The sequence below is a fragment of the Nonomuraea sp. NPDC052634 genome, from assembly GCF_040678535.1.
GTDB classification, from domain to species: Bacteria; Actinomycetota; Actinomycetes; order Streptosporangiales; family Streptosporangiaceae; genus Nonomuraea; species Nonomuraea fastidiosa.
The window spans coordinates 16,511-41,858 of sequence record NZ_JBFATY010000005.1; the positions used below are offsets into that span (position 1 = coordinate 16,511).

A 25,348-nucleotide genomic window follows, 5' to 3' on the forward strand; every position below is an offset into this window, starting at 1 on the left:
GCCTCGCTCAGTCACGGAACCCCTCCAAGTACGCGGCGAACTGGGCGCGCTCCTGGTCGATCAGGGCGTGGGGCTCGCTGTAGACGTGGTCGAAGATGGCCAGCGGCTCGGGGTCGGGCATGGCCAGGCACCGCCTGCGCAGGTCGGCGCCGAGCTGGTCGGCCTCGGCCTCGACCGAGTCGAAGAACGCCTGGTCGGCCTGCTCGGTCTTGAACAGGTACGACTTGACCCGCTCGATCGGGTCCTTGAGCTTCCACGCCTCCAGCTCGCTGGCGACCCGGTAGCGGGTGGGGTCGTCGGTGGTGGTGTGGGCGCCCATCCGGTAGGTGAACGCCTCGATCAGCGTCGGACCCTGGCCGGTACGCGCCGCCTCCAGCGCCTTGCGCGTCACGGCGAGGCAGGCGAAGACGTCGTTGCCGTCCACCCGGACGCCGGGGAAGCCGAAGCCGGATGCCCGCCGGTAGAGGGGGATGCGGGTCTGCTTCTCCAGCGGCTCGGAGATGGCCCACTGGTTGTTCTGGCAGAAGAAGACGATCGGCGCGTTGAACACGCTCGCCCAGATGAACGACTCGTTGACGTCGCCCTGGGAGGTGGCGCCGTCGCCGAAGTAGACCATGGTGGCGGCGCTGGCGTCGTCGCGCTGGATGCCCATGGCGTAGCCGACCGCGTGGAGGGTCTGGCTGCCGATGACGATCGTGTAGAGGTGGAAGTTGTGCTCCTTGGGGTCCCACCCGCCGTGGTTGACCCCTCTGAACAGGCCGAGCAGCTTCACCGGGTCGACGCCGCGGCACCAGGCCACGCCGTGCTCACGGTAGGTGGGGAAGGCCATGTCGGAGTCGGTCAGCGCGCGCCCCGAACCGATCTGCGCGGCCTCCTGGCCGAGCAGCGAGGCCCAGATGCCGAGCTCGCCCTGGCGTTGCAGGGCGACGGCCTCCAGGTCGATGCGCCGGACCAGCACCAGGTCGCGGTAGAGCGACCGGACCTCCTCGGAGGTCAGATCGATGTCGTAGTCGGGATGCTCGACCCGCTCTCCCTCGGGGGTGAGCAACTGGACGAGCTCAGGAGGTGCGTCAGCACCACGAGAGGCGTCTTGTGTCACGTGCCACTCCTGTGGTCGGGGCCGGTCCGGGGTGGGGTTGCCACCTTAGGCCAGCCTTCGTAGCGCCGAACCGGGAGGTGGAGGTTCGTACGCTTTTGGGGCCATCGTGGCAGACATCACAGCCCTGCGCGCAAGCCCCTCGTCCTCCCCGTTCCCGTTGTGTCGGCAGGCACACGCGCCGGTAGGCTGTGCTTCCCATCCACCCACCGCTCCCAGGAGGAACGCAGTGGCCCGCGTCATCGTGGACGTCATGCTGAAGCCCGAGATCCTCGATCCGCAGGGCCAGGCGATCGCCAGGGCGCTGCCCAGGCTCGGCTTCTCCGGCGTCTCCGCCGTCCGCCAGGGCAAGCGCTTCGAGCTGGAGATCGAAGGCCCGGCCGACGAGGCGGCGCTCGCCGAAGTGCGCAAGATGGCTGAGACGTTGCTCGCCAACACCGTGATCGAGGACTACGTCGTCCGGGTTGAGGGGTAGAAGGCACATTTGGGGGCTGGATTTCCCCTGGGGTGGTTAAAGCCGGGTTCGGGCGTGCCACAATCCCACGGGCTTGCCAACAGTAAATAACAACAACGTGATTTTGCGGTTAGCCCCGTTTTCTCAGGGAAACCTACTCCAGGTGACATTCCGGAGCCCGGAGGAGTCCGGTGGATATTGAGTTCTCGTTGGCACTGCCTCGGGATGCGATCGGCATACCGATGGTCAGGCGAGTGCTAGGCGACGCCATGCGTTCACTCAACGTGAGCGAGACGTGCATCGCCGACATGCTGCTCGCCGTCTCCGAGGCGTGCTCCAACGCGGTCCGGCACGGAGGGCCGGCCAACCGCTACGAGGTGACGGCGGCGATCGGTGCCGGCCACTGCGACGTACGCGTGGCCGACAACGGTGACGGGGTGCCGACGATGCCTCCGCACTTCCCTCCTCCCGACACCGAGAACGGCCGCGGCCTGCTGATCATGCGTTCGGTCGTCGATGAGATCTCGTTCGGCGTCACGCCGGGCCGTGGCACCACGGTCCACCTGCGCAAGAACCTCTCCTGGGACGACGACGACGCCGAGGCGCGTCCCCGGGAGCTCGCCGCCGTGTGACCCGCTCCACCTGCGCGTACGTCCCGCGTCCGAGCCGATGCCGACCACCGGAGCGCACCCGATAACCTGGTGATACCGCCGAACCGCCCCGATGGGACGGTGGCGTGCGCATTCCTCCGGAGGGGACGACTGTCATGAGCGCTGCCCGTGTGGGCGTTGTCACGTTTCCCGGCACTCTCGACGATCAGGACGCAGCCAGAGCCGTGCGCCTCGTGGGCGCGGAGGCGGTCCCGCTGTGGCACGCCGACCACGACCTGAAGGGAGTCGACGCGGTCTTCCTGCCCGGCGGCTTCTCCTACGGCGACTACCTGCGCTGCGGCGCCATCTCCCGGTTCGCGCCGATCATGGACGAGCTGGTGCCCGCCGCCAAGGCGGGCCTGCCGGTCATCGGCACCTGCAACGGCTTCCAGATCCTCTGCGAGGCGCACCTGCTGCCCGGCGCGCTCACCCGCAACGCCTCGCTCCACTACGTCTGCCGTGACCAGCGGCTCAGGGTCGAGCAGACCGAGACGGCGTGGACCAACAACTTCGCGCAGGGCCAGGAGATCGTGCTGCCGATCAAGCACGGCGAGGGCCGCTACGTCGCCTCCGACGACACGCTGGCCGCGCTGGAGTCGGGCGGGCACGTGGTCTTCCGCTACATCGGCAACCCCAACGGCTCGCTCAACGACATCGCCGGCATCCGCAACGAGGCCGGCAACATCGTCGGGCTCATGCCGCACCCCGAGCACGCCGTCGAGGAGCTGGTCGGCGCCCCGAGCACCGACGGCCTCGGCATCTTCACCTCCATCCTGAAGAACCTGGTGAACGCATGACTGACACCGTGCAGCGCGCGGCGCAGACCCCCGACGAGCCGATGCCCTTCGCCGAGCTGGGCATGAAGCAGGACGAGTACGACCGGGTCAAAGAGATCCTGGGCCGCCGCCCCACCGGCTCGGAGCTGGCCATCTACAGCGTCATGTGGTCCGAGCACTGCTCGTACAAGTCGTCCAAGGTCCATCTCAAGCAGTTCGCCACCAAGGCGCCGAAGTCCGACGCGCTGCTGGTGGGCATGGGTGAGAACGCCGGCGTGGTCGACATCGGCGACGGCTGGGCGGCCACGTTCAAGATCGAGTCGCACAATCACCCGTCCTACGTCGAGCCGCACCAGGGCGCGGCCACCGGCGTCGGCGGCATCGTGCGCGACATCATGTCGATGGGCGCGCGCCCGATCGCGGTCATGGACGCGCTGCGCTTCGGCGGCGCCGACGCCCCCGACACCCGGCGGGTGCTGCCCGGCGTGGTCGAGGGCATCAGCAGCTACGGCAACTGCCTCGGGCTGCCCAACATCGGCGGCGAGGTCGCCTTCGACCCCTGCTACATCGGCAACCCGCTGGTCAACGCGCTGTGCGTGGGCCTGCTCCGTAAGGACCAGATCAAACTCGCCACCGCCCCCGGGCCGGGCAACAAGGTCGTGCTGTTCGGCGCGGCCACCGGCCCCGACGGCATCGGCGGCGCGTCGGTGCTGGCCAGCGCCACGTTCGAGGACGAGTCGCAGGCCAAGCGGCCCGCCGTGCAGGTCGGCGACCCGTTCATGGAGAAGCTGCTCATCGAGTGCTGCCTGGAGCTGTACGCCGCCGACGTCGTGGTCGGCATCCAGGACCTCGGCGCGGCCGGCGTCTCCTGCGCCACCACCGAGCTGGCCGCCAAGGGCACCGGCGGCATGACCGTCGACCTCAACCTCGTCCCGCTCCGCGACCCTTCGCTCAGGCCCGAGGAGATCCTCATGAGCGAGTCGCAGGAGCGCATGATGGCCGTGGTCCGGCCCGACGACATCCCGGCGTTCATGGCGATCTGCGCCAAGTGGGACGTCCCGGCCACCGTCATCGGCGAGGTCACCGACACCGGCAGGCTCGTCATGACCTGGAACGGCGAGGTCATCGTCGACATCCCGCCGGGCACCGCGGCCGACGACGGGCCGGTCTACGAGCGGCCGTTCCACGAGCCCGCCGGGCAGGCGGCGCTCAACGCCGACACCCCCGACCGGCTCCCGCGCCCGACCGACCTGCGGCACACGCTGCTGCAGCTCCTCGGCTCGCCGAACCTCGCCTCCAAGGCGTGGGTGACCGACCAGTACGACCGCTACGTGCGCTCCAACACCGTGCTGGCCCAGCCGGCCGACGCGGGCATGCTGCGCATCTCCGAGGCCATCGCGGGCGCCGAGCCGACCACCCGGGGCATCGCGCTGTCCACCGACGGCAACGGCCGCTACGCCAAGCTCGACCCGTACGCGGGGGCGCAGCTCGCGCTGGCCGAGGCGTACCGCAACGTCGCCGTCACCGGCGCGAAGCCGCTCGCCGTCACCAACTGCCTCAACTTCGGCTCTCCCGAGGACCCCGAGGTCATGTGGCAGTTCGCCGAGGCCGTGCGCGGGCTCGCCGACGCCTGCAAGACCCTGGGCGTGCCGGTGACCGGCGGCAACGTCTCCTTCTACAACCAGACCGGCTCGACCGCCATCCACCCGACGCCGGTGGTGGGCGTGCTCGGCGTCATCGACGACGTCGCCAAGCGGGTGCCCACCGGGTTCGTAGCGGAGGGGCTGCGGGTCGTGCTGCTGGGCGACACCCACGAGGAGTTCGGCGGCTCGGAGTGGGCCCACGTCGTCCACGGCCACCTGGGCGGGCTGCCGCCGCAGGCCGACCTGGAGGCCGAGGAGGCGCTCGGCACCGTGCTCGTCGAGGCGGCGCGGCGCGGGCTGCTCGAAGGCTCCCACGACCTGTCCGACGGCGGTCTGGCCATCGCGCTCGCCGAGTCGTGCCTGGCCAAGGGCATCGGCGCGACCGTCGAGCTGACCGGCGACCCGTTCACCGACCTGTTCAGCGAGTCGGCGGCGCGGGCGCTGGTCGTGGTGCGGCCCGAGGCGTACGACGAGCTGGCCTCCCTGTGCGGCCGGCACGACGTGCCCTGCTACGGGCTCGGCGAGACCGGCGGCTCGTCGCTGGTCGTCAAGGACGTGTTCGAGGTGCCGGTCGAGGAGCTGCGGGAGACGCACACCGCGACGCTTCCCGCGCTGTTCGGCTGACGCGACGACTTTTCTGAGGGCCGGTACGGATATCCGTACCGGCCCTTTTCATCTGCCGGTGCTTTTCCGGGTGAGTAAAACGACGCAGTAGCGGCAGCGGGTGCGCGTGGATAATCGGTCTGTGTCGACCCCCGATCCGGCGTCCTATCTCCCACCGGCCACCCAGCCCGTACGCGGCGTGGTCTGGGGCATCCACCTGGCGCTGCCCATGCTCGGCCTCTGGCTGCTGCTGGCCAACGACCACCTCAACATCCCGTGGCAGCACAACCCGAGCCACTTCTGGCTGATCATCCTGATCGCCGGCGTCAACCTCGTGCTCGGCGTGCTCATCAGCGAGGCGTCGCGGCGGCGCAGCGACGCCCGGCTGTTCCTGGTGTCCATGGTGTTCATCACCAACGCCGGCTTCTTCTTCCTGCACGGCCTGGCCACCCCCAAGGTGATCCTGCCGGCCGGCTCGGTCGGCTTCGACGCGGGACAGCAGCTCGGGCTGTCGATCGCGGCGGTGTTCGCGTTCGTCTCCGCGCTGCCGCTGGGCGAGCGGGTCGCTGCGGCAGTGCTGTCGTGGCAGCACTTCGTCCGGGGCGCGCTGCTCGGCGTCATGGCGCTGTGGGGCGTGGTGTCGCTGGTGCCCGGCCTGACCGCGGTGAGCGAGCCGCCCGAGGTCTCGCCGATCGGCTGGCTGACGTGGGGGTCGGTGCCGGGCCTGCTGCTGTACTCGGCCTCGGCGGTGATGATGTTCCTGCTGCACCGGCGGCGCCCGTCGGCGATGCTGGTCAGCCTGATCACCGCGTACGCGCTGCTCGCCGAGTCGATGGTGGCCGGGATGTCGCAGCTCAACTGGCACCTGTCGTGGTGGGAGTGGCACCTGCTGCTGACGCTGGCGTTCGGGTTCGTGGCCTACAGCGCCTACCTGCAGTTCCGGCGCGAGGGGTCGAGCGCGGGGCTGTTCGACTCGGTGGCGCTGTCGGAGACCGTGGCCCGCATCAGGCGCGACTACGACCGGGCGCTGGAGGAGCTGGTCGAGCACGTGCGCAAGGGCGAGCCGCTGGCGGCGGCCCGGCTGTCGGGCAAGTTCCGGCTCAACGAGGGCCAGGCCGCCGTGCTCGACCGGGCCGGGCGGGCGCTGGCGGAGGAGCGCGAGCTGTCGGAGCGGCTGTCGGCGCTGGTGGACGTGAGCGTCAAGACGCGGGTCGGTCTGCCCGAGGACGAGCTGCTGACGGCCTCGCTCGAGCGGGTGCGGCAGGCGTACGGTGATGTGAAGATCGCGCTGGTGTCCGACGGCAAGACGCAGATCGGCTCGCGCGAGTACGTGTTCGCGGGCGACGACCCGATCAGGCGCGACGGGCTGCTGGCCTTCCCGCTGACCGTCAAGGGCCACCTGGCGGGCGTGCTGGAGGTGCCGATCGGGCGTACCAGCCAGGACGAGGCGCTGGCCGCGACCCTGGCCGGGCAGCTGTCGATCTCGCTGGAGAACGCCCGGCTCTACCGTGAGCTGCACACGCTGTTCCACCAGTACATGTCGCCGGACGTGGCGCATGCGCTGCTCGCCGACCCGGCGCAGGCGGAGCTGGGCGGCGAGGTGAAGGAGCTGACCGCGCTCTTCGCCGACCTCAAGGGCTTCACGACGTTCTCGGAGAAGGTGACTCCGGGCGAGATCGTCGACATGCTCAACCGCTACCACACGGTCGCCGTGCCCTGCATTCTCCGCAACGGCGGCACGATCGTGCAGTTCGTGGGAGACGCGCTGCTCGCGCTGTTCAACGCGCCGGCCACGCAGCCGGGGCACGCGCGGGCGGCCTGCAAGGCGGCGCTGGAGATGCAGCGGGCCGCCGCCGAGGTGGCCGAGGAGATGGCCTGGCAGCGCTCCGACGGCGTGGAGTGGCCGACGTTCCGGGTGGGCGTCAACACCGGGCCCGCGCTGGTGGGCAACATCGGCAGCCCCGAGCTGCGCGGCTTCAACGCGATGGGCGACTGCGTGAACGTGGCGGCCCGGCTGCAGGCGATCGCCGAGCCCGGCACGGTGGTGATCGGCGAGGCGACGTACCGGCAGCTCGGAGATGACGTCTCGGTGAACTCTTTGGGCGCGCTCAGCCTGAAGGGCAAGGAAGAGCCGGTGACCGCGTACGTGCTGAAGGGCCTCGACTAGAAGATCGACATAGATGCGGGGTCCGCTTGCCGCCATAATCGGCGCATGGCCCCCGAACCTGGCGAATTCCTCACCCTGCTGACCGACGAGGAGGTCGCGTCGCTCAAAGCGGCCGGCCGCCAGCGGCGGTGGGATCGCGGCACGACGATCATGACCGAGGGCGACACGTCCGACTGGGTCCTCGTGCTGCTGGACGGCCGGGTGAAGTGCTCGTCGCACACCAGCGCCGGCACGGAGGTGGTGCTGGCCGTGCGCGGCCCAGGCGCGCTCATCGGGGAACTGTCGGCCATCGACGGCTCGCCCCGCTCGACCACGGTCACCGCGCTCGAACCGATCTCCGGCATCGTCGTCCGCGACTTCGTCTCGTTCCTGGAGTCCCACGGCCGCGTCGCGGTGCTGCTCATGCAGCAGATCAGCGCCAAGCTGCGCGACTCCGACAGAAAGCGCATCGAGTACGGCGCCTTCGACACCACCGGCAGGGTCGCCACCCGGCTGATCGAGCTGGCCGAGCGGTACGGCGAGAAGACCGCCGAGGGCGTGCGGGTGGCGCTGCCGCTCTCGCAGGACGAGCTGGCCGGCTGGACCGGCGCCTCCCGCGAGGCCGTCAGCAAGGCGCTGCGCGCGCTGCGCGACCGGGGGCTGATCGAGACCGGCAGGCGGCGGGTGGTCATCCACGACCTGGAGGGTCTGCGCAAGCGCGCCAGATGATGACATTCCACGACGTACGACGTACGTCATAGTGGAAATCATGGTCGCGGTCACCTCACCCGACGCCACCCGCATGCGCTACGCCTGGCGGGTCTGCGCGGTCACCAGCCTGGGCCTGGTCCTCATCGGCATCGCGGGCAGCACGCTGAACGTGGCGCTGCCCGCCGTCGTGCGGCACTTCCAGGCGGGCCCGCTGGAGTCCGGCTGGATCCTGCTGTCGTTCCTGCTGGTCAACACCGCGAGCCTGGTGTTCTTCGGCCGGGTGGCCGACCTGCTGGGCAGGCGCGAGGTCTACCTGACGGGGTTCGCGCTGTTCACGCTGGCCTCGCTGCTCGCCGGGCTGTCGCCGTCCGTGGGCTTCCTCATCGCGATGCGCGTGTTACAGGCGGTCGGCGCGGCCATGATCCTGGCGAACGGCACGGTGATCATCACCGACGCGTTCCCGCCCGAGCGGCTCAGCCAGGGCATGGGCGTCTACATCGGCACGATGTCGGTCGCTCAGCTCGCCGGGCCGACCGTAGGCGGCCTCATCGCGGAGACGGCCGGCTGGCAGTGGATCTTCTGGGTGAACGTGCCCGCCGGGCTGCTCGCGCTCGGCGTCGGCGCGGCGGTCCTGCGCAGGATGCCCCGGCGGCCCAGGCAGCCGGTGGACGCGCTGGGCAACGTGCTGGTGTTCGCCGCGTTGTCGGCACTGCTGCTGGCGCTGTCGGAGGCGGGCTCGCGGGGTGTCTCCAGCCCGGTCGTGCTCGCGGGGGCGGCGGCGTTCGCCGTGCTGGTGCCGCTGATCGTGTGGGCCGCGCGGCGGTCGGAGAACCCGGTGCTCGACCTGCGGCTGTTCGGCGGGCGGCTGCTGGCGTGCGCGAACCTGGCCTCGTTCTGCAACGCGCTGGCCCGCTCGGCGCTGATCCTGGTCGTCGCGCTGTACTTCCAGGCGGCGCGGGGCGTGGACGCGTTCGAGGCGGGGCTGAGCGTGCTGCCCGTGCCGGTGGGGATCGGGCTGGCCTCGCCGATCGTGGGCATGCTGGGGCGGAAGGTGTCGCCGTACGCGCTGTCCGTCGGCGGCGCACTGCTGAGCGCGGCCGGGCTGGGCACGCTGGCGCTGACGGCCGGCGCGCGCACGCCGTACTGGGTGATCGGGATCGGGCTGTTCGTGGCCGGCTGCGGCAGCGGAACGTTCCTGACCGGCAACACCACCCAGGTGATGAGCGAGCTGCCGGCCGGCAGCCTGGGCGTGGTGAACGGGCTGCGGGTGATGGTGATGAACGTCGGCATCGTGCTCAGCGTCGGCCTGTCGCTCAGCGTGCTGACCTCGTCGGTGGGGCCCGAGCTGCGCGCCCAGGTGTACGCGGGCACGCTGTCGGCGCTCTCGCCGGTGGCCGTGGGACAGCTCATGGACGGCTTCCAGCGGGCGTACGCGGTGCTGGCCGCCGTGGCCCTGGCGGGGGCCGTGCTCGCTGTCCTGGCACGGCCTCAGAGCGCGGCGGCCAGCCGCGCCTCCACCTCGCGGTAGCGGGCGACCGGGATGAGGTGCACCCCGGCGAACGCCCCGCTCTCGCGCAGCGCCAGCACCTGCTCGCACGCGGCCTCGACCCCCGCCATCCGGTCGGCCGCCACCGCGCTCACAAGCTCGTCGGGGATGGCGATCTCGGGGATGGCGGCGGCCAGGGTGCGGGCGTGCCGCTCGCTGGCCAGCACCATCACGCCCGCGTAGACCGGCAGATCGACGGGGTGCTCATCGCGCCAGCGGAGCTGGGCCTCCACCGAGAAGCTGACCTGCGAGAACAGGAAGTCGGCTGTGCGCTTCCAGGCCGGCAGCGGGCGCAGCGCCGCCCCCGCGCCCACCTGGAAGCCGGGCGAGAACTCCCGCGCCTCCTCGATCATCGAGCGCACGGTGAGATCGCTCGTACGGTTGCCGCTCGCGGGCTTGTCGCCGTAGACGAACAGGAAGCGCTCGACGCCGTACGCGGCGGCCGTCAGCAGGTCGCGGCGGAACCCGAGGAGGTTGCGGTCGCGCGAGTTGAGGCAGGCGATGCCGCGCCCGCCCATCGCCTCGACCTCGTGCGCCACGGCCACGCTGGAGACGGTGGCACGGCCGATGTGGTTGTCGGGGATGAGGAAGGCGTGGGCGATCGTGCTCAGCGTGCCGATCTGATGCCTGACGTGCTTCAGATCGGGGCGGGTCGGCGGTTCGATCTCACAGATCAGCTCGAAGGCCATGATCGGGACTCTAACGTCTGGCCGCCAGCGCCTCTATGCCGCTGATGACGAGGTCGACGCCGAAGGTGTCGTACAGGCGGGCGTCGAGCGGGGTCACCAGGAGGTGGGCCATCTCGACCAGGTGGGGGTAGGCGTCGGCGTTCAGCGCCTGCAGCCCGGCCCGCTTGGTCCTGCCGATCTCCTCCACCTCTTCTGGCGTGCGGCCCGCGCGGTGGCGCACGGGCGCGCCGGCGAAGGAGATGGCCGAGTCCAGCAGGTATTTGGTGATGAGGCAGCTCTCCTCGACGCCGAAGCCGGCCAGCCGGGTCAGCCGCAGCGCCGCCTCCCAGACGGTCAGGAAGCTCGGCACCGTGATGGGGTCGATCTGCTCCAGGATGGTCTTCGCGCACGGGTAGGAGCGCAGGGTCCTGACCAGGCCGAGGATGAGCTCGCGGAGCTGCTCCTGCCAGGGCCGCTCGTCGGCCTCCTTGGGGGCGAAGCCGCCGATCAGGTGGTCGGCCATGCCGATGAGCAGCTGCTCTTTGTTCTTGTAGTGCCAGTAGAGGGCCATCGGGGTGACGCCCAGGTCGGCGGCGAGGCGCCGGATGGTCACGGCCTCGATGCCCTCGGCGTCGCCGATCTGCAGCGCCCGCTCCGCGATCGCCTGCGCGGTCAGCTTTCCCATCACGGTTGACAACTATACGGCGTACAAGTTACCTATACGCCGTACAAGTACGGTGTATAGGAGGATTTATCGTGAAGTGGTGGGCGCTGGCCGCCGTGACGCTGGGCGGCTTCATGACCTTCCTGGACAACAACGTGGGCAACGTCGCGTTGCCCACCATCCAGCGGGACTTAGAGCTGACGATCTCGGGGCTCGAATGGATCGTGAGCTCGTACGTCCTGGTGTTCGCCGGGCTCATGCTGGCCGGCGGGCGGCTCGCGGACGTGCTCGGCGCCCGCCGGGTCTTCCTCACCGGGCTGGCGATCTTCACGCTGGCCTCGCTGGTGGCCGGGCTCGCCGTCTCCGGCGGAATGCTCATCGCCGCCCGCGCCGCGCAGGGCGCCGGCGCGGCCCTGCTCGCGCCGGCCACGCTCACGCTGATCCGGCAGACCTTCACCGACCCCGGCGAGCGCGCCAAGGCGGTGGGCATCTGGGGCGCGGCGATGCCGCTGTCCATGGCGATCGGGCCCGCCGCGGGCGGATTCATCAGCGAGCACCTGCACTGGAGCTGGATCTACCTGATCAACGTGCCCATCGGCGTGGTGACGGCCGCGCTCGCGCTGTGGGCGATCGCGCCGGCCGGTGACCGGGTGCGGCACAGCCTCGACCTGCCCGGCCTGGTCACCTCCGCACTCGCGCTGTTCGCTTTGACGTACGCGCTCATCGAGGGCGAAAGCGCCGGCTGGACTTCGGCCCCGATCCTGGCCTGCCTCGGCCTGGCCGTGCTCGCGTCGGCGGCGTTCCTCCTGGCCGAGCGGCGGGCGGCCGAGCCGATGATCGTGATGTCGCTGTTCCGCTCGCGGGTGTTCTCCGGCGGCCTGCTCATCACCGGCGTCTGGACGTTCGGCGTGTTCGGCGTCTACTTCTTCAGCGCCCTGTGGCTGCAGAACGTGCTCGGCTTCTCCCCCACCGCCGCGGGCGCGTCGTTCGTGCCGATGGCGGTGGTGATGGGCGTGCTGTCGGTGCTGTCACAGCGGATCGCGGCGCGCTTCGGCGTCGCGCGCACGGTCGCGCTCGGCATGACGTTCATGGCGGTCGCGATCTTCATGCTCTCCCGCGTCGGCGCGGGCGCCGGCTACGCCGACGTGGCCCCCTGGTTCATCCTGTACGGCCTCGGCGGCGGCCTGCTCGTCCCCCTGACGGCCGCCATCCTCGACGGCATGCCCGGCGAGCGCGCCGGCATCGCCTCCGGCGCGCTCAACGTCTTCCGCCAGGTCTTCGGGCTGCTCGGCATCACCGTGCTCGGCGCGATCCTGAACGCCAGGCAGGGCGCGAGCGGACTGCCGCCGGTCGCCGCCTTCCTCGACGGCTACCGGTTCACGCTGGTCATCGCGGCCGTGGTGGTGCTGACCGGTGTACCGATCGCGCTCTACGCGCTGCGGCGCGACCGGTCCGCCACCGGCGACGCTCAGGCGGCGGCCCCCGTGGCCGTCGGGTCCTCGAACTGAGTGCGGTACAGCTCCTCGTAGCGGCCGCCCGCCGCCAGCAGCTCGGCGTGCGTGCCGCGCTCGACCACCCGCCCGTCCTCGATCACCAGGATCAGGTCGGCCGCCCGCACCGTGGACAGCCGATGCGCGATCACCACGGCGGTCCTGCCCTCGAGCGCCTCGCCGAGCACCGCCTGCACCGCCGCCTCCGACGTCGAGTCCAGCGCGGCCGTCGCCTCGTCCAGGATCACCACGCGCGGCCTGGCCAGCAGCAGCCGGGCGATCGTGAGCCGCTGCCGCTCGCCGCCCGACAGCCGGTAGCCGCGCTCGCCCACCACCGTGTCCAGCCCGTCCGGCAGCGACCTGATGAGCTGGGCGAGGCGGGCGCGGGTGAGCGCGTCCCACAGCTCCTCCTCGCTCGCCTCCGGCCTGGCCAGCAGCAGGTTGGCGCGGATGGTGTCGTGGAACAGGTGGCCGTCCTGGGTGACCATGCCGAGCGTGTCGCGGATGGAGTCGGCGGTCAGGTCGCGTACGTCCACGCCGCCGATCCGCACCGCGCCCGAGTCCACGTCGTACAGGCGCGGGAGAAGCTGGGCGATCGTGGACTTGCCCGCCCCCGATGAGCCGACCAGGGCCACCATCTGCCCGGGTTCGGCGCGGAACGACACCCCGTGCAGCACCTCTTCGCCGCCGCGCGTGTCGAGCACGGCCACCTCCTCAAGCGAGGCAAGCGAGACCTTGTCGGCCGAGGGATAGGAGAAGCGCACGTCCTCGAACTCCACCGAGACCGGGCCCTCGGGCACCTCGCGGGCGCCCGGCCGCTCCTGGATGAGCGGCTTGAGGTCGAGCACCTCGAAGACGCGCTCGAAGCTGACGACCGCGCTCATGACGTCCACGCGGGCGTTGGCCAGCGCGGTCAGCGGGGCGTACAGGCGGGTGAGGAGCATGGCCATCGACACCAGAGCACCGGGGGCGAGCTGGCCGCGCAGGGCGTAGAAGCCGCCCAGGCCGTACACCAGCGCCAGGGCGAGCGCGGAGACCAGGGTGAGCGCGGTGACGAACGTGGTCTGCGTCATGGCGGTGCGCACGCCGATGTCGCGCACCCTGCGAGCCCTGCGGGCGAACTCGGCCGACTCGTGCGCGGGCCGGCCGAACAGCTTGACCAGCGTCGCGCCCGGCGCGGAGAAGCGCTCGGTCATCTGGTTGCCCATGGCCGCGTTGTGGTCGGCCGCCTCGCGCCGCAGCCGGGCGATCCTGCCGCCCATCCGCCGCGCCGGCAGGATGAACACCGGCAGGAGCAGCAGCGCGAGCAGCGTGATCTGCCACGAGATGCCGATCATCGCGATCAGCGTCAGCACGAGCGTGACGAGGTTGCCCACCACGCTGGAGAGCGTGTCGGTGAAGGCCCGCTGCGCGCCGATCACGTCGTTGTTCAGCCGGCTCACCAGGGCACCGGTGCGGGTCCTGGTGAAGAACGCGATCGGCATCTTCTGTACGTGATCGAAGACGGCCGTACGCAGGTCGAGGATGAGATCCTCGCCGAGCCCCGCCGACAGCCACCGGTTCAGCAGCCCGAGACCGGCCTCCGCGATCGCGATCCCGGCGATCGCCAGCGACACCACGACCACCACGCCGAGCGGCTCGCCCTGGAAGATGGCGTCCACCACCCGGCCCGCGAGCAGCGGGGAGCCCACGGCGAGGCCCGCGAGCACGATGCTGAGCAGCACGAACCACGTGATCTTCGCCCGATGCGGCCGGGCGAAGGCCGCGATGCGCCGGAGCGTCGCCCGCGACAGCTTGCGACGCTCCGGCCGGTTGTTCATCGAGTACAGCTGGTGCCAGGCCGTCATCTCCATGCTCATGGCATGGACGGTAGGACCTCGACTTAACTTGAGGTCAAGCCCCGATCTTCTTGCCCTTGCCGTGCCAGACCACCGCCACCGCCGGGCGCGGCTGGTCGCCGTCCGGCCAGCGGCTGCCCGGGTTCTCCGGCGAGGCGCCGTCGATCTCGCCCGGGTGCTGCACCGCCACGAACACGCTGCGCTGGTCGGAGGAGACCAGCGGGCCGCACGTCTCCGCGCCCACCGGGACGGTCAGGAACTGGCGCAGGTGCCCGCGCTCCTTACCCTTGACCGGCATCACGAACAGGCCGTCGTTGGAGCCCAGCTCGTTGCCGTCCGTGGAGATCCACAGGTTGCCGTCCTTGTCGAACGTCACGTTGTCCGGGCAGGAGATCGGCGAGACCTTGCGCTTGTCGTAACCGGCGAAGTAGGTGTCCGGGTCCTTCGGGTCGCCGCACACCAGCACCAGCGACCAGGCGAAGCGCCGCTCGCCCGCGTCGCCGCGCCGCTCGGTGATCTCCAGCACGTGGCCGTGCTTGTTCGACGGGCGCGGGTTGGCCTCGTCCACCTGGGCCGGGGTGCGGTTGGTGTTATTGGTCAGCGCCACGAACACGCCGCCGGTCACCGGGTTGCGCTCGATGTCCTCGGGGCGGTCCATCTTCGTCGCGCCCACCTTGTCGGCCGCGACCCGCGTGTAGACCAGCACCTCGGCCGCCGACATGCCCTTGACGTACGAGCGGTCGCCCGACACCAGCGGGATCCACTCGCCCGAGCCGTCGAACTCCTTGTCCTTCGGCAGCCTGCCGGAGCCGTCGATCTCCTTCTCCGGGCTGTCGCCGGTGAACTTGGCGACGTACAGGGTGCCCTCGTCGAGCAGCGAGCGGTTGTGCCGGTCGTTGCCCGGGATGTAGCGGTCCTTGGAGACGTACTTGTAGATGTACTCGAAGCGCGAGTCGTCACCCATGTAGACGACCAGGCGGCCGTCACGGGCCAGCGTGGTGGTGGCCGCCTCGTGCTTGAACCGGCCGAGCGCGGTGCGCTTGATCGGCGTGGAGTCGGGGTCGAACGGGTCGATCTCCACGATCCAGCCGAACCTGTTGGCCTCGTTCGGGTGCTTGGCCAGGTCGAAGCGCTCCTCCACCCGGTCGAAGCGGCGGTTGTCCTCGGGGGTGCCCGTCGTGATCGTGTAGCGCTCGATGTACGGCTTCTGCTTCGCGGGGACCTTGTCGCCGTTGACGAAGTACTGGTCGATGTTCTCCTCGGCGGTCAGCACCGTCTTCCACGGCGTGGTGCCGCCCGAGCAGTTGTTGAGCATGCCGATCGGTGTGCGGCCCTTCGGGTCGGCGGCCGTCCTGAGCAGCTCGTGCCCTGCCGCCGGGCCGCTGAAGCGCATCTTCGTCTGGGCCGTGATGCGCCGGTTGTAGCGGCGGCGCCCCTTGGTGACCAGCCTCCACTGGCCGCTGCCGCCGACCCGCTCGATCTCCACCACCGAGCCGCCGTGCGCGGCCAGCGCGATCCTGATCTGCTCCTCCGTGGCCTCGGCGCCGCCCGTGTAGCCGCGGAACATCAGGCTCTCGTCGGTGTACTCGTGGTTCACCCACATCAGCGCCCGGTCGCGGCCCAGCGGGAACACCGTCACGTAGTCGCAGTTGTAGCCGAACTGCTTGGCCTGGGCGTCCGCCGTCTGGTTCTCGAAGTCGAACTCCGGCGCGTCCGGCAGCACCGGGTCGCCCCAGCGCACCACCACCGAGGACTTGTAGCCTTCGGGGACGCGCAGCGCGTCCTCCTTGTTCGGCGGCACCGGGGTGAAGCGCAGGCCGGAGCCGCCGCCGGGACGGCTCGCCGTCTCCGCCGCCGCCCCCGCCGTCGCCGCCTGCCCGTCCGCGTGCGCCGGCGCCGCCCCCGCGATGCCCGCACCCGCGACCAGGGCGCCGAGCGCGCCCGCCCGCAGCACGCCGCGTCGCGACAGGGCCTCCTTCACCACGTCGCCGAAATAGGCGTTGTCCGTGGTGTTGGCGACGTCGTGCGCGCACGCGTTGCCGCAGCGGAACTGACAGGTCAGCGCGGATCGGCCACCTTTGTGCGGGGTCGACAGCAGCGGCAGCAGCCGACGACCTCCCGCGTTGGGGTTCGCCACAGGTCCTCCAGAAAAAGTGCGCAGTTGTACGGCGGGGAGGCTACGGGCGGCGTCGAAACCGGAGGTGAACGAAACTCTCCGTCTCGATGAACGCGTCTCGATGAACGGTTGCCGCGAGACAATGGAGGGGTGCCACCACGCAAGCTCGACCCGGAGAAGCTGAGAGCCGCGCTCGACGGCCAGCTCGTCGCCCTCGACTCGCCCCCGTACGACGGGCCGGCCTCCGCCCTGCCCGACGCGCTCGTCGCCGCCGTGCTCGCCGCCTACGACCGCGGCCTGCGGCCCGAGCGCGACGCCGCCAGGCTGGCCGTGCGGTACCTGCTGGACAAGCTCGCCGCCGCCGCGCCCGGCCGCACCGTCGAGGTCCGCGTGCCGCCGTACGCCGCCGTCCAGGCCATCGAAGGGCCCCGGCACACGCGCGGCACGCCGCCCAACGTCGTCGAGATGGACGGTCGCACGTGGCTCGAGCTCGCGCTGGGGCGGCTCACCTGGGACGAGGCGGTCGCCAAGGGCGCTGTCTCCGCCAGCGGCTCCCGCGCCGACCTCTCCCCGTACCTGCCCCTCTGACCCGCCCCGCCACTCGGCCCCGCCGCGTCCCACTCGGCCCGGCCCCCCACTCGGCCCCGCCGCATCCCACTCGGCCCGGCCCCCCACACGGCCCCGCCGCATCCCACTCGGCCACGCCGCATCCCGCCCGGCCTTCCGCGACCCCGCCGTCTCGGCCCGGCCACTGACGACCTGCCGTCCGGCCCGCCGCTCGCGGCCTGACGCAGCCGCAGCCGCTCCCCCTGGCACTTACGCGCCCTCAGCGACTCCGGCATCGGTGCCGCCCTGCGGCCGTGGCGGCCCTCCGGTCGCGGCCCCCGGTCGCGGCCCCCGGTCGCGGCCCCCGGTCGCGGCCCGGCTCTGAGCGGATAAGGCCTCCGCAGCGGGCCGGCCTGGTCACTCGGTGCCGGTCATCCACGGGAACTTCGACTCGAAGCAGCGATCGGCGGCCGGGCTCGGCAGCTGGGCGCATTCCTGCACCACGTTCCAGAACCAGATCGCCACGATCGCGAACAGGATCAGCGACAGGACGCTGATCACGATGCCGGCGATCGCGCGGCCCCGGCCCGCGCCCTTGGCCAGCGCGACCCAGCCGAAGATGATCGACAGGATCGCGGTGATCAGGCCCGTGAAGCAGACGAAGACCAGGAACGGGCTGGCCACGCCGAGCACGAGCGAGGCCGTCGCCAGGCCATTGCCCGGGCGGGGCGGCTGGTACTGGCCGTAGCCGTACTGGCCGCCTCCCGGGCCGTAGGGCGCGCCTGGAGGCGGAGGCGGCGGGTAGCCGGGCGGGCCGCCGTACGGGCTTGACGGCATCGTGCCCGGGATCGTCTGGTCCTCGTCGCGCCCGCCCTGGTACGGCTGCCCCTGCCCGGACGGGTACGGCCCGGACGGGTACTGCCCGGGCTGGTGACCCTGGCCCGGCTGCTCCCCTTCGCCCGGCTGCTGCCCCTGGCCCCCTGGCCCTTCGCCTGACTGCCAGCCCTGGCCCTCTTGCCCTTCGCCTGACTGCCAGCCCTGGCCCTCTTGCCCTTCGCCCGGCTGCCGGCCCTGGCCCTCTTGCCCTTCGCCCGGCTGCCGGCCCTGGCCCGCCTGCGCCTCACCCGGCCGATAGCCCTCACCCGGCCGATAGCCCTGGCCTGGCTGGTAGCTCTGGCCCTGCTGTCCCTCGCCCGGGAGGCAGATGCCGCCCGGCTGGTCGCCCTCGCCCGGCATGCAGACGCCGCCCGGTTCCTCGCCCTCGCCGGGCTGGTAGCCGCGGCTCTGCTCGTACTGACGGCCCTCCCGGTACGCCTGGTCGCGCTGCTCCTGCTGCTCGGCCGGGTGGGCCTGGTCGCCGCCTTGCTCGCCCGCGTGCGGCGGTGTGCCTGCCGGGCCGGCTCCGGCGGGTGGTGTGCCCGCTTGGCCGCCCTCCCAGCGCGAGCTGCCGCCCGGCGGCGCGAAGTGCGGCTGGTCCGGCTGGTCGCCCGGCTGCTCGTAGCGCGAGGGCTGCGGCCTGGCCGGGGGCTCCTCCTCCTGCGATGTTCCGCCCCACCCCGGGTAGGTCGGCCTGCCGCCGGGGATCGGGAACACCTGCGTCTCCTCGGCGTCGCCGCCCGAAGGCCGCTCCGGCGGACTCTTCGGTGCTCGCGGCTCCTCCCCCGTGTCCTCACCGCGAGCGGGTCGCAACCTCCCGCCCGTGTCCTCGCCCCCGGCTCCGGGCTCGCCCCCGGACGGGCCTTCCCCGCCCCCGGCCGGCTGCGACGGCCCGGACGCGCCGGCGCCGCCGATCGGTCCCGGCACCTCAGGCGCGGTCGGCAGGTCAGGGTGAGACGGCCGCTCGGGCGACGTCCCGCCGCCCACCGGAGACGGGCCCCTGCCGCCGATCGGTCCCGGCACCTCAGGCGCGGTCGGCAGGTCAGGGTGAGACGGCCGCTCGGGCGCGGTCCCGCCGCCGACCGGCTGCGAGGTCTCGGGCGAGGTCGGCAGGTCGGGGTGTGACGGCCGCCCGGCCGGTCGGGGCTCGTGCGTCGGCGGCACATCGGGCGGCGGCACCACGGGCGGCGCCGGTGCGATCGGCTCCTCACCCGGCTGCCTGGGCTCACCGGGCTCCTCGCCCGCACCTTCCTCGCCCGCACCTTCGTCGCCCTCGCCCGGCGACCGGCCGGGCGGGCGGTCGTCGTCGGGCAGGGCGCCCTCGTTCCACCACTCGGGTTCGGGCGTGTCCTGCTGCTCTCGACGCTGGTCCTGCCCCGGGCGGGGCTCGTTGGGGTCCCCAGGTGTGGTCACGTCTGCGTCTCCCGACGGGTCTGCATGCCGGATACCTCACCCTTTCGCGGAGAGCGACCGCTAAACCGCGCGACACGGTAAGAGAGCCCTCATCCTTGGGTCACCGTGTGACAAAACGTCAGAACGTGAGTAAGGGAGCGGGCGATCGGCAGGCGGAGGCCGTACCGACGATAAGGACGAAAGCGGGCAGGTCACCGCAAGTCCGCTGAGTCACCCCCAGGTGTGCAAGCACGTACGCGGCCAACCTAGACTGAGGCATGTGCTGAAGGGCGACGGCCGGCTCGGCCATGACCTGGACCCTAACGACCGCGCACCTAAAGACGCCTGTGGCGTCTTCGGCGTCTGGGCTCCGGGCGAGGAAGTTTCCAAACTCACCTACTACGGGCTGTACGCGTTGCAGCACCGCGGGCAGGAGTCCGCGGGCATCGCGGTCAGCGAGGGCAGCCGCATTCTCGTCTATAAGGACATGGGCCTGGTCGCCCAGGTCTTCGACGAGTCGGTGCTCAGCACCCTGCGCGGCCACCTGGCCATCGGACACTGCCGTTACTCCACGACCGGCTCGAGCGTGTGGGAGAACGCACAGCCCACGCTGAGCTCCACCGAAGTGGGCGGACTGGCGCTGGCCCACAACGGCAACCTCATCAACACCCCCGAGCTGGCGCAGCGCCTCGCGCCCGGCTCCATCCGCGCCACCACCGACACCGAGGTCCTGACGTCGCTGCTCGCGCAGGACCGCAGCAGGTCCGTCGAGGACGCCGCCGCCGAGCTGCTTCCGCAGGTCAAGGGCGCGTACTCGCTGGTCTTCATGGACGAGCGCACGCTGTATGCGGCCCGCGACCCGCAGGGCATCCGCCCGATGGTGCTCGGCCGCCTTGAGCGCGGCTGGGTGGTGGCCTCCGAGACTGCGGCGCTCGACATCGTGGGCGCCACGTTCATCCGCGAGATCGAGCCCGGCGAGCTGCTGACGATCGACGAGCGCGGCGTCAGGTCCCGCCGCTTCGCGCTCGCCGACCCCAAGGGCTGCCTGTTCGAGTACGTCTATCTCGCGCGCCCCGACACCACGATCGCCGGTCGCGGCGTGCAGACCACCCGCGTCGAGGTGGGCCGCATCCTGGCCAGGGAGCACCCGGTGGAGGCCGACCTGGTCATCCCCACGCCGGAGTCGGGCACGCCGGCCGCGGTCGGCTACGCCCAGGAGAGCGGCATCCCGTACGGCCAGGGCCTGGTGAAGAACTCGTACGTGGGCCGCACGTTCATCCAGCCGTCGCAGACCATCCGCCAGCTCGGCATCAGGCTCAAGCTCAACCCGCTGCGCGAGGTCGTGGAGGGCAAGCGGCTGATCGTCGTAGACGACTCGATCGTGCGCGGCAACACGCAGCGGGCCATCGTGAAGATGCTGCGCGAGGCGGGGGCGCGCGAGGTGCACGTCCGCATCTCCTCGCCGCCGGTGGCCTGGCCGTGCTTCTACGGCATCGACTTCGCCACCAGGGCCGAGCTGATCGCGGGTTCGCTGACGGTGGAGGAGATCAGGGCCTCGCTGGGCGCCGACTCGCTCGGCTACATCTCGCTTGAGGGTCTGACCAGGGCCACGACGCTTCCCGCCGACCGGCTGTGCCGGGCCTGTTTCACGGGCGAGTACCCGATCCCGATCGACCAGGACAACGTGGGCAAGTTCGTGTTGGAGAGCAAGGCGTGAGCACGTACGAGGCGGCCGGCGTCGACATCGAGGCCGGCGAGCGGGCCGTCGAGCTGATGAAGGACAAGGTGGCGCGCTCGCGGCGGCCGGAGGTCGTGGACGACGCGAGCGGCTTCGCCGGTCTGTTCGACGCCTCCGCCCTGCTGCGCTACAAGCGCCCGCTGCTCGCCACGTCCACCGACGGCGTCGGCACCAAGGTGATGATCGCCCAGCGGTACGGCAAGCACGACACGATCGGCATCGACCTGGTCGGCATGGTCCTCGACGACCTGGTGGTGTGCGGGGCCGAGCCGCTGTTCATGACCGACTACATCGCCTGCGGCAAGGTGGTGCCCGAGCGCGTCGCCGAGATCGTGGGCGGCGTCGCGGAGGGCTGCCGGCTGGCCGGGGCGGCGCTGGTGGGCGGCGAGACCGCCGAGCACCCCGGCGCGATGGGCCCCGACGAGTACGACCTGGCGGGCGCCGGTACCGGCGTCGTCGAGGCCGACAAGATGCTCGGGCCCGACCGGGTCGCGGCGGGCGACGTGGTGCTGGGCCTCGCGTCGTCCGGCATCCACTCCAACGGCTACTCGCTCGTACGCCACGTGCTGCGCGAGGCGGACCTGTCGCTCGATGCCGTGCTGCCCGACCTGGGCCGGCCGCTGGGCGAGGAGCTGCTGGAGCCCACCCGCATCTACGCGCTCGACTGCCTGGAGCTGGCCAGGCAGGTGGAGGTGCACGCGTACGCCCACATCACCGGCGGCGGCATCGAGGCCAACCTGTCGCGCTCGCTGCCCGCGCACCTCGACGCGGTGCTCGACCGCTCGTCGTGGACGCCTCCGGCGATCTTCGGCGTGCTCGCGGGCCACGGGCGCATCGCGCAGCCGGACATGGACAAGACGTTCAACCTCGGTGTCGGCATGGCCGCCGTGCTGCCGGCCGGCGCGGCGGACACCGCGATCAGGCTGCTGGCCGAGCGCGGGCTGGACGCCTGGGTGCTGGGCGAGGTCGTCCCTGGCGAGGGCCGGGCCCGCTACCGCTGACCGTCCAAAGCCCGCCACGCACAGATGGCCCGGCCGTGAGAACGGCCGGGCCATTGTTCGTTCGGGCCCGCTGGTAAATGTGACGAGAGCCCCACGGCAGCCCGTGGGGCCCGAAGCGTGAGCGAGGATCCGGCGCGTCCGCAGGGGACCCGCGCCGGGCCCTCGTCACATCAACCGGTCACATCAACCGGTCACATCGACCAGAAGAACGGCTATCGGCGGCCGGACCTGCGGCCGTCGTCGTCGTCACCGGCGGCATAGTCATCGGCGTAATCGGCATAGCGATCCGCCAGCTCATCGGTGAGGTCGTCGGCGTCGTTGTTGCGGCTGGAGTCTCCGACCCCGAGTTCGTCGCGAAGACGGTCAAGATCCGTGCCACCGCTGTTGTACTTCAGCTGGCGAGCAACCTTGACCTGCTTGGCCTTTGCTCGGCCGCGCCCCATTGGCTCGACCCCCTCGTGTGGGGTCGTCCCCGACCCCTCGTCGCTAACGCACCACACACTGACGCCGCCTGACTTCGGGCGTCAGCCTATCGTTCGCCTATTACCGTACCTGTTTTGTGCCCAGCTCGGTACGCCGTATGGGCGCGGGGCGTCAGTGGCCCAGCCAAATGGACCGAATACGCCCGACTTCCGACATTCTGCGCTCGGCCAGCCTATCCGCTGCGACGGCGGGAGGAACGCCCTCGTCGGCCGCGATCGAGAAGATCTTCAGAGTCGTGTCGTAGATCTGGGCGGCCTTCGACCTGGCGCGCTCCATGTCGAAGCCGCCGATCTCGTCGGCGACCTGGATCACGCCGCCGGAGTTGACGACGTAGTCGGGCGCGTACAGGATGCCGCGCTCGGCGAGCTGCTTCTCGACGCCGGGGTGGGCGAGCTGGTTGTTGGCCGCGCCGCAGACGATCTTGGCGCGCAGCTTCGCCACCGAGTCGTCATCGAGCACGCCGCCCAGCGCGCAGGGCGCGAACACGTCGATGTCGGAGGTCATGAGCGCGCTCGCGTCCTCGACCACGTCGACCTCGGGGTGACGCTGGCGCACCCGCTCGATCGCCTTGGGCGAGACGTCGCAGATCACGACCTCGGCGCCGTCCTCGCGCAGCAGATCGACCAGGCGGTGGCCGACCTTGCCGACGCCCTCGACGCCGACCCGCTTGCCGTGCAGCGACGGCGTGCCGAAGACCCGCTCGGCGGAGGCGCGCATGCCCTGGAACACGCCGAAGGCGGTGAGGATCGACGAGTCGCCCGCGCCGCCGTTGGCGACCGTGCGGCCGGTGACGTACCGGCACTCGCGGGCCACGATGTCCATGTCCTCGCTGTAGGTGCCCACGTCGCAGGCGGTGATGTAGCGCCCGCCGAGCGACTGGACGAACCTGCCGTACGCGCGCAGCAGCGCCTCGCTCTTGTCGCGGGACGGGTCGCCGATGATGACGGCCTTGCCGCCGCCCAGGTCGAGGCCGGCCAGCGCGTTCTTGTAGGCCATGCCCTTGGCGAGGTTGAGCACGTCGGCCAGGGCCTCCTGCTCGCCGGCGTACGGGTAGAACCGCGTGCCGCCGAGTGCCGGGCCCAGGGCCGTGTTGTAGATGGCGATGATGGCACGAAGGCCGCTCTGCTCGTCGGCGCAGAAGACGACCTGCTCATGTACGTCCTTGTGGGACGCTCCGAAGACGTCGGTCACGGTAGTGACTCCCTGTCCGGTCCACCGCTCCTTTGCGGCGGAGATAACCTCACAGCGTAGTAAGACACACGACGATGCACGCGAGTTCGCTTCGTGACACGATGCCTCCGTGCTGCCCTATGCCGCCTACCTCCGTGTCTATGAGCCACTGACCGCGTTCGCCGAGTCCGAGCGCAAGGTGTGGGCCGAATATGCCGAGTCACGTGACCGCCCGCGACGCGCGAACGCGCTCAATGCGGAGCATGGCGAGTCGCTCATGCGTCTGCTCGGCACGCCCCCTCAACCAGTTCCCGCCCAGGAGAGCCCCAACGCCTATCTCCGGCGCGTTGAGGACCGTCTCTATGTCTGCCCCTGGCAGACGCGCCTGCGGTCGTGGCTGGCCTTCTCACGGCTTCGTGGCACCACTCCCACGAAAATCATGGACCATCTGGTGCCCAAGGCGATCGCCGACCAGGTGGCCGACGACTTCGACCGGTACAAGAGACAGGCCGGCTCGGCCGCGTTGCGGACCCACATCCGCACCACGGCGTGGCACGTGCCGCCGTCGTGGTTCGTGCCGTTTGATGGGAACGAGCGCTGGCTGGTGCTCGGCTCCGCCAACCCGGGACAGGACGTGACGACCACGACCGGCCGCAACCTCATTTACGTCACGTCCATGGCCCAGGCCCGGAGGCGGACCGCCCGCGCGCTCAACGTGCTGCGCCGCCACCTGGGCGACGCGGCGGCCAATCTGGAGGTCGAGGACGTCGCCAGGTGGCTGGAGGAGTTCCATCCGCACTCGCTGGTGGAGCTCGACTACGGCGGGCTGGTCCACCTGATGGACGACGACGCCCTGCAGGCCGACCAGTCGGTTGCGGAGCTTTCTGCCGCTTTGACGGGCCTGGACACGGGTCAAGAAGAACTTGCCTATGCCATGTACCAGAGGGTCATCCTGCGGTGGAAGTCAATGCAACTGCTGGAATCTGCCAACTGAGCCCCAATACGGCCGTCTGACCTGCATGAGTAGGTCACGTCTCGCGGCTGCTCTCTTCTGCGAACTGAGTAGTTTGCCGTTTTCACTGCGATACCACGAACCGTGTCGCTAGAATCACCGAGCGTGACATGGCCACGGGGGCGGGCAGCTGGGTCAAAGAAGGGCTCGCCAATCGCTCTGAGTGGCGGTATGGTCACATCGGGTGATGCCGCATATGGCTCAGAAAAGCCGCACGCTCTGTGCCATAGGGGGACATCCGTGACACGCGCAAAGGCAGTCACAGGATCGCAAGCCGGTCCACACGGAGGAGAGGCCGCACAAATGTCAGCTCGTACACCCGAGGCCGAGCCACTGCTCACGCCCGCTGAGGTCGCGACCATGTTCAGGGTCGACCCCAAGACCGTTACGCGGTGGGCCAAGGCGGGCAAGTTGACGTCGATTCGTACCCTCGGCGGTCATCGGCGTTACCGGGAGACCGAGGTTCGGGCGCTGCTCGCGGGCATCCCGCAGCAGCGTTCCGAGTAGCGGGAAGGTCGTCACGGACCTCAGGGGGGTTTGAAGGGGTGGACCGGGTCGCCTTTCTGGCCGGGTCCACCACTGTGACGACGAGACGTCGGATGGAAGTTGGCGCCGCCCGCCCGGCGCCACTCTTCCGTGTCGTCCGCTGCGTCTCTTCCGTGTCGTCCGTTGCGTCGTTCACCGTGCCGTCCGCTGGCGTCGTCCGCTGCGTCGTCCGCGGTGTCGTCC

Annotated in this window: 21 protein-coding genes; 13 read left to right on the forward strand and 8 right to left on the reverse strand. The window is 70.8% G+C overall.

Features of this window, described 5'->3' with window-relative positions:
- Window positions 1-7: 7 nt before the first annotated feature.
- Window positions 8-1,099 carry a pyruvate dehydrogenase (acetyl-transferring) E1 component subunit alpha gene (pdhA, locus tag AB0K67_RS22520; RefSeq protein ID WP_364063326.1) on the reverse strand — a complete coding sequence of 364 codons (1,092 nt, stop codon included), beginning with the start codon at window positions 1,097-1,099 and terminating at the stop codon, window positions 8-10.
- Window positions 1,100-1,325: 226 nt separating this feature from the next.
- Between pdhA and purS the strand changes: the two genes are divergently transcribed.
- From purS to AB0K67_RS22555, 7 genes are all read left to right on the forward strand, one after another.
- On the forward strand, window positions 1,326-1,571 hold the full coding sequence (gene purS / locus AB0K67_RS22525) for a phosphoribosylformylglycinamidine synthase subunit PurS (RefSeq protein WP_364063329.1): 246 nt from the start codon (window positions 1,326-1,328) through the stop codon (window positions 1,569-1,571).
- Between the two features lie 221 nt (window positions 1,572-1,792).
- A complete protein-coding gene (locus AB0K67_RS22530; protein ID WP_364063332.1) occupies window positions 1,793-2,182 on the forward strand; it encodes an ATP-binding protein in 390 nt (129 codons plus the stop codon).
- Between the two features lie 134 nt (window positions 2,183-2,316).
- A complete protein-coding gene (gene purQ / locus AB0K67_RS22535) occupies window positions 2,317-2,997 on the forward strand; it encodes a phosphoribosylformylglycinamidine synthase subunit PurQ (protein WP_364063335.1) in 681 nt (226 codons plus the stop codon).
- Entirely contained in the window at window positions 2,994-5,243 is a 2,250-nt protein-coding gene (purL, locus tag AB0K67_RS22540) for a phosphoribosylformylglycinamidine synthase subunit PurL (protein WP_364063338.1), read from the forward strand. The genes purQ and purL overlap by 4 nt, the downstream gene beginning before the upstream one ends.
- Window positions 5,244-5,364: 121 nt before the next feature.
- Window positions 5,365-7,389, forward strand: a complete 2,025-nt coding sequence (locus AB0K67_RS22545; RefSeq protein ID WP_364063341.1) for an adenylate/guanylate cyclase domain-containing protein — start codon at window positions 5,365-5,367, stop codon at window positions 7,387-7,389.
- 45 nt (window positions 7,390-7,434) lie between these two features.
- Window positions 7,435-8,097 (forward strand): Crp/Fnr family transcriptional regulator, encoded by a 663-nt coding sequence (locus AB0K67_RS22550; protein ID WP_364063344.1) that lies wholly within the window; start codon window positions 7,435-7,437, stop codon window positions 8,095-8,097.
- Between the two features lie 40 nt (window positions 8,098-8,137).
- Window positions 8,138-9,607, forward strand: a complete 1,470-nt coding sequence (locus AB0K67_RS22555) for an MFS transporter (RefSeq protein WP_364063347.1) — start codon at window positions 8,138-8,140, stop codon at window positions 9,605-9,607.
- Here the strand turns inward: AB0K67_RS22555 and AB0K67_RS22560 are convergent.
- Together AB0K67_RS22560 and AB0K67_RS22565 are read right to left on the reverse strand one after the other, a co-directional pair.
- Window positions 9,568-10,314, reverse strand: coding sequence for a methylenetetrahydrofolate reductase (locus AB0K67_RS22560; RefSeq protein WP_364063350.1), 747 nt, complete (start codon window positions 10,312-10,314; stop codon window positions 9,568-9,570). The two genes, AB0K67_RS22555 and AB0K67_RS22560, sit on opposite strands and share 40 nt — an antisense overlap.
- A gap of 10 nt (window positions 10,315-10,324) precedes the next feature.
- Window positions 10,325-10,978, reverse strand: a complete 654-nt coding sequence (locus AB0K67_RS22565) for a TetR family transcriptional regulator (RefSeq protein WP_364064729.1) — start codon at window positions 10,976-10,978, stop codon at window positions 10,325-10,327.
- Window positions 10,979-11,049: 71 nt separating this feature from the next.
- Here AB0K67_RS22565 and AB0K67_RS22570 point away from each other — a divergent pair, with 71 nt between their 5' ends.
- Window positions 11,050-12,465 carry a DHA2 family efflux MFS transporter permease subunit gene (locus tag AB0K67_RS22570; protein ID WP_364063353.1) on the forward strand — a complete coding sequence of 472 codons (1,416 nt, stop codon included), beginning with the start codon at window positions 11,050-11,052 and terminating at the stop codon, window positions 12,463-12,465.
- Here AB0K67_RS22570 and AB0K67_RS22575 read toward each other — a convergent pair.
- Together AB0K67_RS22575 and AB0K67_RS22580 are read right to left on the reverse strand one after the other, a co-directional pair.
- Window positions 12,426-14,306, reverse strand: coding sequence for an ABC transporter ATP-binding protein (locus AB0K67_RS22575; protein ID WP_364063356.1), 1,881 nt, complete (start codon window positions 14,304-14,306; stop codon window positions 12,426-12,428). The two genes, AB0K67_RS22570 and AB0K67_RS22575, sit on opposite strands and share 40 nt — an antisense overlap.
- Before the next feature lie 34 nt (window positions 14,307-14,340).
- Entirely contained in the window at window positions 14,341-16,422 is a 2,082-nt protein-coding gene (locus AB0K67_RS22580) for a PhoX family phosphatase (protein ID WP_364063359.1), read from the reverse strand.
- Between the two features lie 129 nt (window positions 16,423-16,551).
- Between AB0K67_RS22580 and AB0K67_RS22585 the strand changes: the two genes are divergently transcribed.
- On the forward strand, window positions 16,552-16,989 hold the full coding sequence (locus tag AB0K67_RS22585; protein ID WP_364063362.1) for a sterol carrier family protein: 438 nt from the start codon (window positions 16,552-16,554) through the stop codon (window positions 16,987-16,989).
- A gap of 375 nt (window positions 16,990-17,364) precedes the next feature.
- On the opposite strand, the gene AB0K67_RS22590 is transcribed toward AB0K67_RS22585, so the two are convergent.
- Window positions 17,365-19,236, reverse strand: coding sequence for a hypothetical protein (locus AB0K67_RS22590; protein WP_364063365.1), 1,872 nt, complete (start codon window positions 19,234-19,236; stop codon window positions 17,365-17,367).
- 259 nt (window positions 19,237-19,495) lie between these two features.
- Here AB0K67_RS22590 and purF point away from each other — a divergent pair, with 259 nt between their 5' ends.
- Window positions 19,496-20,932, forward strand: a complete 1,437-nt coding sequence (gene purF / locus AB0K67_RS22595) for an amidophosphoribosyltransferase (RefSeq protein ID WP_364063368.1) — start codon at window positions 19,496-19,498, stop codon at window positions 20,930-20,932.
- The gene (purM, locus tag AB0K67_RS22600) at window positions 20,929-21,954 is read left to right on the forward strand and encodes a phosphoribosylformylglycinamidine cyclo-ligase (RefSeq protein ID WP_364063371.1); all 1,026 of its coding nucleotides are present in this window, start codon (window positions 20,929-20,931) and stop codon (window positions 21,952-21,954) included. Before purF ends, purM begins: the two co-directional genes overlap by 4 nt.
- Window positions 21,955-22,166: 212 nt before the next feature.
- On the opposite strand, the gene AB0K67_RS22605 is transcribed toward purM, so the two are convergent.
- Both AB0K67_RS22605 and AB0K67_RS22610 read right to left on the reverse strand, forming a co-directional pair.
- A complete protein-coding gene (locus tag AB0K67_RS22605; protein ID WP_364063374.1) occupies window positions 22,167-22,397 on the reverse strand; it encodes a DUF3073 domain-containing protein in 231 nt (76 codons plus the stop codon).
- Window positions 22,398-22,548: 151 nt separating this feature from the next.
- On the reverse strand, window positions 22,549-23,628 hold the full coding sequence (locus AB0K67_RS22610; protein WP_364063377.1) for a Glu/Leu/Phe/Val dehydrogenase dimerization domain-containing protein: 1,080 nt from the start codon (window positions 23,626-23,628) through the stop codon (window positions 22,549-22,551).
- Window positions 23,629-23,737: 109 nt separating this feature from the next.
- Between AB0K67_RS22610 and AB0K67_RS22615 the strand changes: the two genes are divergently transcribed.
- Window positions 23,738-24,601: a hypothetical protein gene (locus tag AB0K67_RS22615; protein ID WP_364063380.1), complete on the forward strand. Its 864-nt coding sequence runs from the start codon at window positions 23,738-23,740 to the stop codon at window positions 24,599-24,601.
- 321 nt (window positions 24,602-24,922) lie between these two features.
- A complete protein-coding gene (gene bldC / locus AB0K67_RS22620) occupies window positions 24,923-25,126 on the forward strand; it encodes a developmental transcriptional regulator BldC (protein WP_013133571.1) in 204 nt (67 codons plus the stop codon).
- The last annotated feature ends 222 nt before the right edge of the window (window positions 25,127-25,348 follow it).